The organism is Chthonomonas sp. (assembly GCA_016788425.1).
Lineage (GTDB): Bacteria > Armatimonadota > Fimbriimonadia > Fimbriimonadales > Fimbriimonadaceae > JAEURQ01.
Window position 1 is genome coordinate 196,357 of record JAEURQ010000002.1, and the last position, 15,771, is coordinate 212,127.

Genomic DNA, 15,771 nt, shown 5'->3' on the forward strand with positions numbered 1-15,771 from the left:
AGGCAACTGGTCACCGTGAGGAAAGGCCCGCAGAAATCCTTGTTTCCCGCGAGCGTGCTGACGGTCACCACGCTCGTGGTGGCGACGTTCTTGTCGCAGGGTCTGCGTTCCTCGGTGCCGCGGATCGGCGCGGGAACCCTCCGCGAGGGTACCGAAGATTTTTTGCGTGCGGCGAGCAATCAGGACATTCCGTGGCAAGAACTTTCGGAAGAAGTGTTTCGCGAGGCCAAGCTTAAGGACAAGCCGATTTTGATGATCTGCGGCGATCGCATGGACCTGATGGCGCAGCGGATTGATGAGAAGGTATTCCTCGATCGGGAGGTTACGGCGTGGCTCAAAACCAGCTTTATCTGCGTGAGGGTGGACCTGGCCCAGCGGCCCGAGTGGCGTGACGTTTACCTGCAGGTGGAGCGCGGGCGCGCGCACGTAAACCCCAACTGGCAGGGTTGGATGCTGCTACCCAACGGCAAGACGTTCAATCGCATTTTGCTTAGCGGTGTGAGCCAACTGGATGCCCGCTGGTTCATGCCGATTGTACGCTCGAGCGTGCAACGGTTTCGCGAGATTCAGCGCGGCGGCGGCGGCGTGGTTCCCGGGGAAGCCCAGGCCAAAGATCGCAACTTCCTCATCGGCTCGCCTGCCGAAACGCCCGACACGAGTCGCTTTGGCGACTACCTGGAGGAGTACGCTCAACAATTGGCGAAAGCCGCGCCCGTGCCGGCCCACTTTTTGCCGCCCACCCAGCAGATTCAGTTTCTGCTGATTACGGGTCGAACGGAGGAGGCAACGGCGCTTTTGGACCGCCTCTTGATGTCGCCGTTTACCGATTGGGTGGATGGCGGCGTGTTTCAGCAGGCGCTCCGCATGGATTGGAGCGAGGTCGCGTTTCAGAAGTCCGCGGTGCGCGTGGCGGACTTCCTCAGCGTGCTGACCATTGCCTACTTGCGCACCCAAAACCCGCTGTACAAATACGCCGCGGACCTCGCCTTCTCGTGCCTGGCGGATCGGTTTCGCCTGGGAGGATTTGTGCGGGGTTCACAGTTTGCCGACATGTCGGCAAACGGACATTCGCCGATCTACTCGGTTCCGTTTTCCGAGCTGCGCGAGGGCCTGACGCCCGCGCAGCGCGACACGCTCTTCAAATTCTTCCCGCTCAATCGTCGCCTTCCGGCGCAACAAACGCTGGTGCTCAACGATGTGCAATTCGCCAGCGAGAACCTTGCCGAACTCGCCGAAGTGCTGCTCCCGGTGCGCTTGGCCAAGGCCGGAAAGACGCGCTACTTTGGGGCCGAGCAGCAGGCCGACGTCGCCGGGATCGCAGTGGCGCGGATGTCGCGCATGGCGCGTCTGTTCCAAGATCACGACAAGTCGGACGTGGCTTCGGAACTGCGCGACAAACTGGAAACCTTGCTGGCGGGCGATTCGGTGCTGCACTCGCTGCGAGTGCTCAACGAGGGCCACAGCACCCTGAAAGACGCCTTGGCAGTCTCCGATGCGATGCTGGAGCAGTACCTGCTGAACGGCAATCTGGATAGTTTTGAGCGGGGTCTCCGCATTTTGCTCGCGGCGATGGAGGACTTCTCCGGTCCGCGCGACGGGGTGTTGGTGAATTGGAAACCGTTCGCCCCCGAAAACTGGCCGCCGGACATCACCACGCCGGGGCTGGTTGATTCGTTCGGCGAGAGCAGCGCGGCGATGGCGATTCGGCTAGCCAACAACTACGGCAAGATTCTGCGCGCGATAAAGATTGACGACCTGGGTCCGGCCGTGGGCGAGAAACTCGCGGCGTTCGCCGAAACCTCGGTGCGTGTGTTTTCGCAACCCGCCACAAGGGTCGGTTGGAACGCGGCCGGCTATTTCTGCTCGGCGTGGCGCGTGCTCAAAGGCAGCGTCGTGCTGGTGAAAGGGCCGCTGGCGGTGGACGAGGCGACCACGTTGGCGCGCCGGATTCCTCATCGGTTTGTGGCGCCGCTGGTGGGTCAACTCACCGAGGGATGGAGCCTGAAGGCCGACGGCGTGTACGTGGTGAGCCCGGATGGGGTGGCCGGTCCGCTGACTCCGGACGAGGTAACCGGGCAATTGGGCGGCTAGCACCCTGAAAATTTCTCCGGATCGGGCTATAATCTTCCTTCGGATCGGAGAGGTCGCATAGTGGTCTAGTGCGCCGCACTCGAAATGCGGTGTGTCGCAAGGCACCGTGGGTTCGAATCCCACCCTCTCCTCCATTTCGCTTTTTTCGCCTACATTGAACCATCGAAACCGGGAACTATGACAAGGTTTCGAAGGTTGGGAAGTTGTTGTGAAGCAACCCGCGTATCCGTTACTCATCATCGTTGCGTGTCTAGCTGCACATGGCTGTGGGTCTAAGCAAGTAGCCGCCGACGATAAGCGCGGCATCGTTCAGCATAATCCAAAGTTCTTAGCTTACGGCTTCTACCCGAAAGCTGGCAAAGTTGTTTTGATCGATGAGGACTCCCGTGAAGGGAGCGTGGCAGACTACAGCGCAAACATCACCGACAGTATAAAGTTGGGAAGAAACTCTATTGTTGTTACGTTAATGGATAGCGGCTATGTCGTTCTTGATAGCGGCCCGCTTCAACAAATCAAGAAAGTTAACGCAAAAGGCAATACAATTTCTTCCATCCTCGTGAAGGGTGAATTCGTTCCTGTCCTTAGGATCGAGTAATTATGTTGTGACGATTTCTGGGGGAAAGGATTCAATCATCCTTGTCGACCTCTCCACTCTAAAATCTGTCCCAATCGGTGACCTTCCCAAATACCCATACATCGACGCATTTTGGACGGATCGAGGATTGGAGATTCTTGGCGATTTCAAGTCTTCTGGGCCTGTCAAACCTGGGAGCGGTGCGTTGCCACAAGTGCATTTTCACCCGTCCGAGACTAAGGTGGAGTTACGCATTGCTAACCAGTGGTTGTCATGGATGGAATCTGGTGAGTTCTTGGACGCTTTCGGCAAGAAGTGGAGACCAGCTTTTGATGGACAATCACTGTTCCGAACGGTCGGCAAGGGCCGAACCGAGTTCGTCCTGGTCGAGGGGTACCGAATTGCCCCCAAGCCTGCGACCAAGTAGCGACCAGCTTCTTGCCGCAATTCGCGCAACATCCGCCGAGACTGGCATTCTTAACAGCCGGACTGTCACATTGCTCGCTCCTAGGCGCAACTAGCAACAGGAGAAGAGAGCTATGAAATCCATCCTTGTTTTGTCGTCGGTGGCGCTGGCCGCCCTTGCCTCCGCGTACGGCCACTACGGAAACACGGCCGGCCGTATGGACTTTGCCTCGAAATATGACATCGGTGCGCGCCTGCGCTACGCCGGGCAGATGAACGCCAACGTCTACGATTTCGGCAAGATCGGCGCCTTTGGCGCGTTGCCGCCCGGCCTCGCGGCAGGCGATGTCGCCGCCGGGGTTGCCGCGGCGACCGCCGACTGGAGCACCTATCTCAACATTCGCTATGACAATTCGGCGATGGGCGCGGCCGGCACGGGCACCATTCGGTTGCGCTACGATCCGACGCGGGCGACCGGCGCGTATGCCGATGGCATCGTCGGGGGCGTCGCCGGACAAGTGGATTACGCGGAGATCGTCCTTGGTCGGCGACCAACCGCGGGCGCGGCATGGACCGCGGCGAACTTTGCGTGGACGGTTAAGCACGAGCTTGGCCACACGCTGGGCTTGCTCGACCTGTACGAAAACACGGCGGAGGACTTCGTGGATCACGACGTGAACGCCGGGGCGAACCCGCGCCTCAACTACGATTCGCGCCGCGACAACATCATGTTCCAAATCAACAACGGCAACAACTACAACCTGCCGGGCGTGACCGTGATTGATAACGACGAGATCTACGGAGCCGCCTGGTTCTGGGGTTCGCCGCACAGTTTCATCTACACCGGCGCGATGAACGCCGCCTACACCGCGGGTGCGTTCCCCCGTCGCGGTTCGGCGGAACACCACGGCCAAAACAACGCGAAGAAGTGGAAGTATCGCGGCAACTTCGGCACCAACCGATTGCTCACCACGAACCCCTATATCGACATTGAGTTCTGGGGCTATCAAGGGTTCACGGGCACGCTTTGGGGTCCGGGCGCACCGGCGGCGTTCACCTACGAAGGTGAGATCAGCCCGAATGTGCACCGCTTCAAGGCCAACCGAGCCGACTTCGTCGGCAACTTTGAGCTGGAACTGGAAAGCAAGTACGACCGCGAATCGCGAATGTACGCCCAGGTGGTCGCGGGGAACAACGGCACCTCGTTCACGCTCGATCGCAACCTCAACGGCCTCGCCCACGACACCGGATTCTTGGGGACCCACAAGTTCGCCATGGTCTTCGGCGCGGTCCCCGAACCCAGTTCGATGATGGCCTTGGCCATTGGCGCAGTTGCTCTCCTGCGTCGCAAAAAGAGCTAAGGACCACATCCGCCCGGTTTCGGCCGGGCGGATTTTTTGTTACCGCAGGACGCCGCCGAGCGAAGTCACCGCCGACACCGCGCGGTCGCGCACGGCATTGGCTTCCTCGTCGGTAAACGTCGCGCCCATTTTGCGGAATTGCAACGCCAGCGCCAGGCTGTGGTTGCCCTCGGGCACACCTTGCCCCTCGTACACGTCAAAGAGCCAACTGTCTTCCAGCACGTCGCCGCACGCGTCATTGACAGCGGCGATCACGGTGGCAAACGGCACGCTCTTGGGGAGCATCACCGCGATGTCGCGGCGCGTGGCCGGGTGCCGACTGATGTCGTGGATCGCGTGCTCCATGTCGTCCTGAATCGCGAAGACCAGCAGATCGAGTTCGGCCATGAAGGTGGCTTCGGGCAGACCCAATTCATTGGCGAGGTCGGGGTGAATTTGACCCACGGTGCCCGCCCAAAGACGGCCGTGGTCAAGCAACACGCCGGCCTGCCGAGTCGGGTGGAAGCGGCGATCCGGATCGTGCGGCAGATCAAAGGTGATGCTGTCGTTGAGGGCGCCGGCCAGCTCCTCGACCATTCCCTTGATGCTAAAGAAGTCTGCCTCCGACGGGTTGCCGCCGGACCAGTGCGAGCGGGTCAACTGCCCGGTCGAGAGGATCGCGACTTCCGGGCTTTCATCCACCTGATAATCGCCCTGCAGAAAGACTTGCCCGACCTCGAACAGGTGGACGTTTCGGCCTCCGTTGCGCAGGGCCGACTCGGCGAGGCCGGGCAACAAGCTGTCGCGCATCAGCGCCATTTCGGGGCTATGCGGATTGCGCGGTCCGAGCCGCCAACTCTCGCTGAAATCCAGCGCGTGCTTATCGCGCAGCGTGTGGTTGATCACCTGATCGCAGCCGCAGCGGAGCAGTGCGGCGCGGGCTTGGTCGGCGAGTTTCGGCACGCCAAAAATGCCGCCGCGATTTGCGTGCCCGACAATCGGTGACTCAGGAATCTTGTCGTAGCCGTGAACGCGGCCAAGCTCTTCCACAAGATCTTCCTCGCGCAGAATATCGGGCCGCCACGAAGGCAGCGCAACGCGCAAGGTATCGCCATCGGAGCGCACGTCCATGCCGAGTCGGCTGAGGTGTTGAATCGCCTCGCCAGTGGTGATCGGCATTCCCAACAGTTCCACGGCGCGCGGGATTCGCAAGGTCACTTCGCGGCGCTGCGGAGGCCGCGGATAGACGTCGGCCACGCCGCTCAGTACGCCCGCATCCATCGGCGTTTGCGCGCCGACGGCCTCCATGTAGAGCTCGACAAAGCGGTTGAGCGCCGAGACCACTCCCTCGGGGTCCACCGACCGCTCAAACCGGTAACTCGCGTCGGTGTTGAGGCCGTTTTCTTTGCGCGTCTTGCGCACGCGGGTGTTCACAAAGTGCGCGGCCTCCAGCAAAACGTCGGTCGTGTTCTCGTCGCACTCGGTACTCAGGCCGCCCATCACGCCAGCCAGACCAATCGCGCCGTTCGCGTTGAAAATCACCATGTGATCGGTCGTCAGCTTATGCTCGTCGCCGTTCAGCGTGGTCAGCGTCTCGCCGGCATTGGCCAGTCGCACGCCAAGATCGGGGCCGCCCAGTTTGCCGAGGTCATAGGCGTGGAGCGGTTGTCCCATTTCGAGCATCACATAGTTGGTCAGGTCAACCAGCAGGCTAATCGGGCGCAGACCCGCCGCCTCAAGCACCGCCTGCAGCGGCGCCGGGCTGGCACCATTTTTCACGCCACGAATCAGGCGGGCGGCGAACCGGGTGCAGTCCTCGGTTTCAATCTGAATGCGAATGCCGGGGTTGCCGTTTTCGTCGCCAAAGGCGATGCGATCGGCCAGGCGATTGTAAAGTTCGGTCGGCTTGGCTGCGGCATCTTTCGCCAGAATCTCGCGCGCCAAACCGAGGGCGCTCAGGCCGTCGCCGCGGTTGGCCATGACTTTGATGTCCAGCACGTCTTGCCCCGCCACCACATCCAAGCCCTCCAACTCAAAGCCTGCCATCGTCAGCAGGTCGCCGATCTGCTCGGCGCTGAGGTTTGTCTCGACAAGAGACCGGAGAAGGGAGACGGGAAGCTTCATAGACGCCTCTTTTTTACCCAAAACAAGGCGACCCCTGGGTTAGATTGAGCGGGTTCTGGGTAAACAGTGGGGCAGAGTATGGAGTTGATTGACCGCGTTGAAAGCCAGGCGCGCGCTGCCTTGGCGAGTGCGAACACGACCGATGACCTGAAAAAGGTGTATAGCCAGTTTCTTGGGAAGTCGGGTTCGGTGGGCGGGCTGATGAAGGAATTGGGCGGCTTGCCGGCCGATCAGCGCCCGATGTTTGGCAAAGCGGTGAACGAGGCGAAGGGTCGTCTGGAAACCGAATACGAGTCGCGATTTGCCGAAGCGCACACCGCCGAGCGATCGGTGCAGTTTGAACGCGAGCGGCTGGACATCACCCTCCCCTCGCGGCCCGTGGCCGCCGGGCGCGAGCACGTGTTGCAACTTACGATGAACCGGATCAAAGAGGTGTTCGTCGGGCTGGGCTTTGAATACGCCGAGTCGCCGGAACTCGAAAAGTTTGCCTACAACTTCGACGCGCTGAACTATCCGCCCGATCATCCCGCGATGGACGATCAGGACACGTTTTACATTGACGACGACCTGCTGCTGCGCACCCAGTGCACGGCGTTGCAGGGCCACGTTTTCGAAACGCGCAAGCCGCCGTTCCGCATGTTCACCATCGGGCGGACCTTCCGCAACGAGGCGGTGGATCGCACTCACTCGCACACGTTCCACCAAGTGGACGTGTTTATGGTGGACGAAAAGGTGAGCATGGCGAACCTGAAATGGACGCTGGGCACCTTTGCTCGGGCCATGTTCGGCGACGACGTGACGGTGCGGTTTCGCCCCGACTTCTTCCCGTTTGTCGAGCCGGGCGTGGACTACGCGATTAGCACACCAAAGCTATTCAATGGTCGCTGGGTGGAACTTGGCGGCGCGGGACTGATCCATCCGAACATCCTGGAGCGCTACGGAATCGACACCGACAAATACAGTGGCTTTGCGTTTGGATTGGGTGTCGAGCGGATTCCGATGATGGCGCACGGCGTGGACGATCTGCGACATTTCTTGGAGAACGATCTGCGATTCCTCCGGCAATTCCGCTAGACATGTGAATTCCTGGCAAAAGTGTGGAATCTCCTTGGTGATCCCTTAAGGAGCACACAGGATGTCAGCAAAACCCACGGAAGAAGGAGCCCCCAAGAAGAAAGGCAAAATGCCTCTCGTCATGATCGTCGCGCTAGTCATTGGCGGCGGCGGCTACATGAAGATGTCGGGCGGCAAGAAGAAGAAGGAAGAGCCGAAGATTGAGCTCGGCGCCGTGGTGCCGCTGCCCAAGGAAGTGCTCGTGAATCTTCGCGAACAGGAAAGCTATCTTCGTACGGAAGTCTCGCTTCACCTGCTCAAGGGTGTTGATGCGAAGCACTTTGAGGAGTACTTCCCGGCGATTCAAAACGCGTTCATCATGCGGCTCAGCGGGCTCGATCTCAAGGACCTTACGACGCCCGAGGACAAGGCGGCGCTCAAGCGAGTGTTGGCCAAAGACGCCAACGATGCGTTGCACGTAGCCGGCTTCCACATGCCTGGCGAAGAGCCGGCGGAAGAGGAAGACAGCAAGGACAAGAAGAAAAAGAAGAAGCACGCGGAAGAGGAGGAATCTACCGAGATCGAGTATCCGGAATTCGATTCCGACACCGGTCCAATCCTGAAGATTTACTTCACGAGCTTCGCCACGCAATAAGCGATTTTTGACGGAAAGGGTAAAGGGTAAAGGGTAAATGGGGTGCCGGTCGAGCAATCGGCCGGATTTTTTTCGTAGTATGGGGGCAGTGAGTACCGGACGAATTGTGGTCGGAGTGACGGGCGCCAGCGGGGCGATTTATGCCCAGCGGCTGCTGCGCCAGTTGGCGCGGCGCTACGAGGAAGTGCTGCTGATTCTCAGCGAGCAAGCCATTCAGGTCGCCAGCACCGAGCTCGATGTCAACCTCAGCCGCGAGCAGTTTTCAACGGTGTCTTGGCTCGGCGAAGACCTGCCAAACATCCGGCTGCTGGATTCGAAAAACTTCTTTACGCCGCCCGCGAGCGGCAGTTATCGGCACGACGGCATGATCATTTGCCCGTGCAGCATGGGCACCGCCGGGCGCATCGCCAACGGAATCAGCAACGACTTGCTGACCCGGGCGGCGGATGTCTGCCTTAAGGAGCGGCGACCTTTGGTATTGGTCCCGCGCGAAATGCCATGGAACCTGATCATGCTGCGCAACCTCACGACGCTCGCTGAGGCGGGCGCAACCGTCTTGCCGGCGTGCCCGGCCTGGTACCGCAACCCCACCTCGCTGGAGGAACTCGCCGACAGCGTGGTCGCCCGCATTCTGCAGGCCGTCGGCCAGCCGCAAGAGCTGTTTTCGGAGTGGATGAGCCAGTGAAGGTCGTCATCGCCGGGGGCACCGGCTTCATCGGGCGCAGTCTCCAAGCCGAACTGACGCACGCAGGTCACGAGTTTGTCTTGCTTTCGCGCCGATCGGGCGAGGGCATGGTGCAGTGGGATGGCCAAACCCTTGGCCCGTGGACCGAGGCTCTGGCCGGCGCGCACGCCCTCATCAACCTGGTCGGCGAATCGATTTCGCTTCCTTGGACGGCGGAGAATCGCCGCAAGATTTTGGCCAGCCGAGTGGATTCGTGCCATGTGCTGGGTCGGGCTTTGGCAGGTTTGCAATCGCCGCCGCCGGTGTGGGTGCAGTCGAGCGCGACCGGATTTTATGGCAATCGCGGCGATGAGGTGCTCACCGAAGAATCTGCCGCGGGCAACACGAGCGAGTTTCTGGTGGAAACCTGCTTGGCGTGGGAGGGGGCGGCTCGCGAAGCATGCCCGAGCACGGTTGAACTGCGGCTGGTGAGAACCGGGCTTGTGCTCGGCGATGGGGGCGGCGCGTTGCCGCCGATCCTAAAGGTCGCGCGCATGTACCTGGGCGGCTCGCTCGGTTCGGGTCAGCAATACATGAGCTGGATTCACGAACTCGACCTGGTTCGGCAGTACGTGTGGCTCTGCGACCACTGCGAGCGCCCGGCGATTGTCAATGGCACCGCGCCGAATCCGGCGCGGAACGTAGATTTTATGGCGACCTTGCGCCGCGTGATCGGTCGGCCCTGGGCGCCACCAGCGCCGGCCTTGGCGATGAAGCTCATGGCGAAACTCGGCGGCCCCGCCAGCGAACTGGTCTTGGATAGTTGCCGCGCGATTCCGCAGGCTGCGCAACGCGCCGATTTTGAGTTTAAGTTTTCTGATTTGGAATCTGCCTTGCGCGATTTAGTGCCAAAGTAAGGCATGTTCACGGTTGAGCAACTCGACGGCACTTGGCACGGGCTAAGCCAACTTCACCTTAACGACTGGCCTCCGGGGTCGGGCGACCGCGTCTTTGAAAGCGAGTCGTCGCTGGCGCTCCACGCCGTCGCGTCGAATCCGGTGCTGGATGGAGCCTATACGTGGTCGCACGACAACGAGCAGCAAACCGGCCGCTACATGATCGTTGTCGCGGGCAACGATGTCGAGGTCGCTTGGACGGATACGTGGCACATGGCCGGCCAGATCATGCATTGCAAGGGCACGCTCACCGAGAAAGGCATGGTGTTTCAAGGCTCCTATGGCGGCGGCGATGAGGTTTGGGGTTGGCGCACTGAGCTGCGAATGCTCGCGCCGAATGTGATGGAACTTCACATGACGAACATCACGCCGAGTGGGGAAGAGGATTGGGCGGTGAAAGCCGCGTACTCGAAGCAGTAGTCCGCCCTTGACAACCCCCAGGTGAGCACGACATAATATCGTTTGGTCTGGCGTATGCCATGCCAAACCACAACGGGGCGAGCCTATCGCGGAGCATTTGACAGCTATGAATGAGTCAAATTCAATGAGACTGGACGTCCCTGCGTGAACAATCGCCGGGATTTTTTTTGCCCGGTGACAACGAAATAGAAATTAGGATCAGTAATGCCGACAGTCAATCAGCTCGTACGCAAAGGACGCAAGACGCCATCGTTGAAGTCCAAATCGCCTGCGCTGAAGGGAAATCCCTTCCGACGTGGGGTGTGCACCATTGTGCGGACCCAAACGCCCAAGAAGCCGAACTCGGCTTTGCGTAAGGTCGCTCGTGTGCGCTTGACGAACGGTATTGAAGTGACGGCCTACATCCCCGGCGTTGGCCACAACCTCCAAGAGCACTCGGTTGTGCTCGTCCGCGGTGGCCGGGTCAAGGACCTTCCGGGCGTCCGCTACCACATCGTCCGCGGTACCCAACAAACCTCGGGTACCAACAACCGCAAGCAGGGCCGTTCGAAGTACGGCACCAAGCGACCGAAGCCGGCCGCGAAGTAAGGAGAATTGAACAATGCCACGAAAAGGACCAGCTGCTAAGCGCGTCATCGCTCCGGACCCCGTGTACGGTAGCGAACTGATGCAACGATTTATCAACCGCCTGATGCTCGACGGCAAGAAAACCGCCGCCGAACGTATTTTCTACACCGCGATTAAGACCGCTTCGGAAAAGCTCGAAGCCGATCCGGTGGAAGTCTTCGAAAAGGTCGTGCAAAACGTCACGCCGGCCGTCGAAGTTCGACCGCGACGCGTTGGTGGACAAACCTACCAAGTGCCGATGGACGTTCGCCACGAGCGCAAGCGCACCCTGGCGTTCCGCTGGTTGGTCAACAACTCGCGCAAGCGCGGCGGCAAGTCGATGATCGAAAAGCTCAGCGCGGAATTCATTGACGCCTACAACAACACTGGCTCCTCGATCAAGAAGAAGGAAGAAACGCACCGTATGGCCGATGCCAACAAGGCGTTCTCCCACTACCGATTCTAGGAACCCGGGCCGATTCTCGGCCCACGACAGCTTTAACCTGCAATTAACCGCTGGGCGGTAACGTCCAGCGAACCCAAAACTATGCCACGCTCACACCCACTGGATCTCGTTCGAAATATTGGTATCGCGGCCCACATTGACGCCGGAAAAACCACGACTACCGAGCGCATTCTCTATTACACCGGTCGCTCGCACAAGATCGGGGAAGTCCACGACGGCGCTGCCACCATGGACTGGATGGAGCAAGAGCAAGAGCGCGGCATTACGATTACGTCGGCTGCCACCTCGTGCTTCTGGCGCGGTTCCAAGGAAGACAAGCCGGAACACAAGATCAACATCATCGACACTCCGGGCCACGTTGACTTCACGGTTGAAGTCGAACGCTCGCTGCGGGTTCTCGATGGTCTGGTCGCGGTGTATTGCGCGGTCGGTGGCGTTCAGCCTCAGTCCGAAACCGTGTGGCGTCAAGCCAACAAGTACAACGTCCCTCGCATCGCGTACGTCAACAAGATGGACCGCTTGGGCGCGGACTTCTACGCCGTGGTCGAAAAGCTGCGCGGACGCTTGGGTGCGAACGCCGCTCCGATCCAAATTCCGATCGGCGCCGAATCGAACTACCAGGGCTACGTTGACCTCATCACGATGAAGGCGACCCTGTACAAGAACGATGACGGCAAGGTCTTTGAAGTCACCGACATCCCCGCCGAAATGAAGGCCGAGGCCGACAAGTGGCGCGAAACCATGATCGAATCCATTGCTGACTTTGATGACAGCATCATGGAGCGATTCTTGGAAGGCGAAGAAATTCCGGAAGCTGACCTCAAGAAGGCGATTCGCACCGGCGTTCTCGCGAACCTTTTCGTGCCGTGCATCTCGGGTTCGTCGTTCAAGAACAAGGGTGTACAAGCCATGATCGACTCGGTCGTGGAATACCTGCCTTCGCCGCTGGATAACGGCGGTCAAGTTGGCGGTGTGGATCCGCGCTCGGAAGAGCCCCTGGTCCGCAAGGCTGATGACACCGAGCCGTTCTCGGCGCTCGCCTTTAAGATCATGTCGGACAAGTTCGTGGGTCGTCTCACGTTCCTCCGCATCTACTCGGGCAAGCTCAAGAAGGGCACGCCGGTCACGGTCGCTTTCCGCGACCCGGTGAGCAACGACTTCCGCACTCGCACCGAGCGGATTGGCCGCATCATGGAAATGCACGCGAACAACCGTCAAGACATTGACGAAGCGTACGCGGGCGAAATCGTGGGCGTCATCGGTCTGAGCGACGTTCGCACGGGTTACTCGATCTGCGACGAAGCGAAGCCGATCTCGCTGGAATCGATCAAGTTCCCTGAGCCGGTTATCCAAATTGCCATTGAGCCGAAGAGCCGCGCCGACCAAGAAAAGCTTGGGACGTCGCTGCAACGCCTCGCCGAAGAAGATCCGACGTTCCGCGTCTTTACCGACCAAGAGTCGGGCCAAACGATCATCTCGGGGATGGGTGAACTTCACCTCGAAATTATTGTTGACCGCCTGAACCGTGAATTCGGCGTGCAAGCCAACCAAGGCAAGCCGCAGGTTGCGTACCGCGAAACGGTCCGCACCAGCGCCAAGGCCGAAGGCCGATTCGTCCGCCAAACGGGTGGTTCGGGTCAGTACGGTCACTGCTGGCTGGAAATCTCGCCAATGGAATCCGGTAAGGGATTCGTGTTCGAGAACAAGGTTGTTGGTGGTTCGATTCCGAAGGAATACATCCCCGCCATCGAAAAGGGTGTGCGCGAAGGTCTGCTGAGCGGCGTTCTCGCCGGAGCTCCGGTTGTGGACGTGAAGGTCACGGTCTTCGATGGTAGCTACCACGACGTTGACTCGAACGAAAACGCCTTTAAGCAAGCTGGCATTCTTGGCTTCCGCGAAGCCATGAAGAAGGCAAACCCGGTCATCAAGGAACCGATCATGCACGTCGAAGTTACGACGCCGGAAAACAACGTCGGCGACGTAGTCGGCGACATCAACGGACGCCGGGGCCGCATCGAAGGCATGGAAACCGCGATGGGCGCCACGATTGTGAATGCGCACGTGCCGCTGGCCGAAATGTTCGGTTACGTCACGACGCTTCGCTCGCTGACGCAGGGCCGCGCGATTCCGAACGTAACGCCGTCGCACTACGAAGAAGTGCCGAAGGGTATCGCCGACGACATCATCGGCAAGGCGCAGAGCGGCCACTAAGTCGTCGTCAGCCAAAGTCGAAGGGTGGGTCGCATAGTTTGCGACCCACCCTTTTGTTTTGGTTCGACGTCGAGATCCTCGCGAAGATGTCCAGGCACCTCTATCGCAGCTCCACCTCATGAACCCGGCCGACGAACGGGGGATGCTGATCGCTACCCGTCACGGTCAGCCGCACGAATCGAACCGGGCGCGCGCCAAACGACAGCGTCGATCCCGCGGCCGTCGAAGCCGACCCCGACCCGACCCGCGTCCACTGCTTACCGTCTAAGCTCACCTCGACCCGGAACTGGGTCGCCTTGTTCGCGGCGAAGAAGGTCACTACGCGCACTTGCGAGGCGGTCCGAACTCGGCCAAAGTCAATGGTCGCTGAGGCGGGCAGGGGGTACGCGAGCCAATGCCGCCCCACGGAGGTGGAGTCGCCATCCACCAGGGCATCCGGCGAAAAATGAGGGTCCGCCGCCGTACTGGTTCGAACACGTGCCGCCGTAAAAGCCGGTCGGCCCGGCATTACGCGCGCAAGATCTTCTTGCGTTCGCACGGCAAAATCGGCGTATGAGGAGGTCAGATTAGGGTTCCAGAGCCGCGCGCCAAACGCCAATATCCGTTCGGGCAAAATCCGCAAGGCGTCCGGCTCCTTGCCTTCCCACCAACAGAGCATGCTCCCCTCGATCCCGCGCCGACTGTCGAGTGTCCGCGACTCGTTGCTCATCCGGCCAAACCGGCGCGGATTGATCTGAAAGAGCTTCGGCAGCGGTGTCAGTGTGAAGGCGTCCCACGGGTAGTGGCCGACCACGTAGCACGGGTCCCAACACGCGTTCACCACGGAAAAGCCGTCGGCAATCAAGTGGTCTGGGCGATACCAATCCATGGACCAACTGATTACCACCGCCTTCCTGCTGATCCGCGACCGAGAGAATTCCGACCGCCGAAACCCTTCCCACATGAGCGGCGTCCGCCCCTTTTTGATCACAAAATCCGTGGTTTCACCGAGGAAATCTACGAACGCGGCTTCGTTGGCGGCCCCGCCCGGGAACATCGCCTCGTCGCCGCCGATGTGGACGTACGGCGAATCGGGGAACAACTCGATGGCCTCGGCGAGAATCTTTTTCACATCCCCGCGAACCCAGGGCGAACGAAAATCAATGCAGTTCCACGTGCCTGGAAACCGCCACTGCCGTCCAAGCTTGCAGAGAATTTGACTATGCCCAGGCACGTCTATCTCAGGAATCAAGGTGACGCCTCGCGCCTTGGCAAACTCGTTGAGCGCCCGGAGTTCGGGCCGAGAATACGCTGGCTTTTTGTGCCGATTGAAGAGCGGGGCCGTGGGCACCACCCGGGAAGGGAACATCCAGTTTTGGTCGTCGGTCAGATGCAGGCTAACGTACGGCACGCGTGCCAGACTAGCGCACTGAATCAGCTTCCGCAATGCATCGGGCGAGTGGTATCGCCGCGCGACATCCAAGCTCACCGCACGAAAGTTCCACGCGGGCTTGTCGCGAAACTCTCTTGGCCGTTGACCAGCGAGGGCGAGCGAACGTAGCTTCTGTAGCCCCCACACCACGGCCCGCTCCGACCCGGCCCGCAAGGACACGCCCGCTCCAACCTCCACGACAAATGCATCTGGACCCAGTTTGGGCTCCAGCGAGATCGTCCCCGAGACCCTTTTGCCCTGACCGATCGGCCCGTGATCTTCAATAAACGCCGCCACCACCGGCTCCAACGATGGCTTCAGACCGGAGAACTGCACGGTGTACGGCCCCGACACCGGCGACGGAGCGGGCGCTGGCCGACACCCTAGCGCCATCGCCAGCACCAACACTCCCAAGCCTCGCGCCATGCGCGGAGTATACGTTTTTTGAAAAAGGACCGCAAAAACCCTTGCTCCAGGCAAAAATCTCGCTTATGCTACAAGCGGAGCACATCATGAAGTTCGCAAAAATCTCCTTGTTCTTCGCTTTGGTCGCCCTTGCCACCGCCGGCGTTGCGGCGCCCGACAAAGTTTGGGTGAGCAAGAGCGGGGATAAGTACCACCTGTCGAAGGCGTGCCCCTCCCTAAAGGGCGCCAAAAACGTGCACGAGATCACGATGACGGAGGCTCGCAAGAAGAAGATCACGATGTGCAAGCACTGCCAGGAAGCGAAGAAGGGGCGCACGAAGAGTGCCCCGAAATCGCCGCCAAACTCGCCACGCAAAAAGCCCAGTTAAT

14 protein-coding genes and 1 tRNA gene are annotated in these 15,771 nt (G+C 60.1%); 13 read left to right on the top strand and 2 right to left on the bottom strand.

The window, feature by feature from the left end:
* The first annotated feature begins 15 nt into the window (after positions 1-15).
* The 4 genes from JNJ45_02780 to JNJ45_02795 all read left to right on the top strand — a co-directional run bounded on the left by JNJ45_02780 (position 16) and on the right by JNJ45_02795 (position 4,431).
* Positions 16-2,091, top strand: coding sequence for a DUF255 domain-containing protein (locus JNJ45_02780; GenBank protein ID MBL8047585.1), 2,076 nt, complete (start codon positions 16-18; stop codon positions 2,089-2,091).
* Positions 2,092-2,137: 46 nt separating this feature from the next.
* Positions 2,138-2,225, top strand: a tRNA-Ser gene (locus tag JNJ45_02785).
* Positions 2,226-2,299: 74 nt separating this feature from the next.
* A complete protein-coding gene (locus tag JNJ45_02790; protein MBL8047586.1) occupies positions 2,300-2,686 on the top strand; it encodes a hypothetical protein in 387 nt (128 codons plus the stop codon).
* Positions 2,687-3,204: 518 nt separating this feature from the next.
* Positions 3,205-4,431: a PEP-CTERM sorting domain-containing protein gene (locus JNJ45_02795; GenBank protein MBL8047587.1), complete on the top strand. Its 1,227-nt coding sequence runs from the start codon at positions 3,205-3,207 to the stop codon at positions 4,429-4,431.
* Between the two features lie 39 nt (positions 4,432-4,470).
* Here JNJ45_02795 and pheT read toward each other — a convergent pair whose 3' ends face one another.
* Entirely contained in the window at positions 4,471-6,534 is a 2,064-nt protein-coding gene (gene pheT, locus JNJ45_02800) for a phenylalanine--tRNA ligase subunit beta (protein MBL8047588.1), read from the bottom strand.
* Between the two features lie 78 nt (positions 6,535-6,612).
* Here pheT and pheS point away from each other — a divergent pair, with 78 nt between their 5' ends.
* The 8 genes from pheS to fusA all read left to right on the top strand — a co-directional run bounded on the left by pheS (position 6,613) and on the right by fusA (position 13,565).
* Positions 6,613-7,608 carry a phenylalanine--tRNA ligase subunit alpha gene (gene pheS / locus JNJ45_02805; protein ID MBL8047589.1) on the top strand — a complete coding sequence of 332 codons (996 nt, stop codon included), beginning with the start codon at positions 6,613-6,615 and terminating at the stop codon, positions 7,606-7,608.
* Positions 7,609-7,729: 121 nt separating this feature from the next.
* The gene (locus tag JNJ45_02810; protein MBL8047590.1) at positions 7,730-8,242 is read left to right on the top strand and encodes a flagellar basal body-associated FliL family protein; all 513 of its coding nucleotides are present in this window, start codon (positions 7,730-7,732) and stop codon (positions 8,240-8,242) included.
* Positions 8,243-8,330: 88 nt separating this feature from the next.
* Positions 8,331-8,927: a UbiX family flavin prenyltransferase gene (locus JNJ45_02815; protein ID MBL8047591.1), complete on the top strand. Its 597-nt coding sequence runs from the start codon at positions 8,331-8,333 to the stop codon at positions 8,925-8,927.
* Positions 8,924-9,823 (top strand): TIGR01777 family oxidoreductase, encoded by a 900-nt coding sequence (locus tag JNJ45_02820; GenBank protein ID MBL8047592.1) that lies wholly within the window; start codon positions 8,924-8,926, stop codon positions 9,821-9,823. Before JNJ45_02815 ends, JNJ45_02820 begins: the two co-directional genes overlap by 4 nt.
* Positions 9,824-9,826: 3 nt before the next feature.
* Positions 9,827-10,282: a DUF1579 family protein gene (locus tag JNJ45_02825; GenBank protein MBL8047593.1), complete on the top strand. Its 456-nt coding sequence runs from the start codon at positions 9,827-9,829 to the stop codon at positions 10,280-10,282.
* A 204-nt stretch (positions 10,283-10,486) separates the two neighbouring features.
* Positions 10,487-10,870: a 30S ribosomal protein S12 gene (locus JNJ45_02830; GenBank protein MBL8047594.1), complete on the top strand. Its 384-nt coding sequence runs from the start codon at positions 10,487-10,489 to the stop codon at positions 10,868-10,870.
* Between the two features lie 13 nt (positions 10,871-10,883).
* Positions 10,884-11,354, top strand: coding sequence for a 30S ribosomal protein S7 (gene rpsG, locus JNJ45_02835; GenBank protein MBL8047595.1), 471 nt, complete (start codon positions 10,884-10,886; stop codon positions 11,352-11,354).
* 81 nt (positions 11,355-11,435) lie between these two features.
* The gene (fusA, locus tag JNJ45_02840) at positions 11,436-13,565 is read left to right on the top strand and encodes an elongation factor G (GenBank protein ID MBL8047596.1); all 2,130 of its coding nucleotides are present in this window, start codon (positions 11,436-11,438) and stop codon (positions 13,563-13,565) included.
* A 100-nt stretch (positions 13,566-13,665) separates the two neighbouring features.
* Here fusA and JNJ45_02845 read toward each other — a convergent pair whose 3' ends face one another.
* Positions 13,666-15,402 carry a family 20 glycosylhydrolase gene (locus tag JNJ45_02845; protein MBL8047597.1) on the bottom strand — a complete coding sequence of 579 codons (1,737 nt, stop codon included), beginning with the start codon at positions 15,400-15,402 and terminating at the stop codon, positions 13,666-13,668.
* Between the two features lie 65 nt (positions 15,403-15,467).
* Between JNJ45_02845 and JNJ45_02850 the strand changes: the two genes are divergently transcribed.
* Positions 15,468-15,770: a hypothetical protein gene (locus JNJ45_02850; GenBank protein MBL8047598.1), complete on the top strand. Its 303-nt coding sequence runs from the start codon at positions 15,468-15,470 to the stop codon at positions 15,768-15,770.
* The last annotated feature ends 1 nt before the right edge of the window (position 15,771 follow it).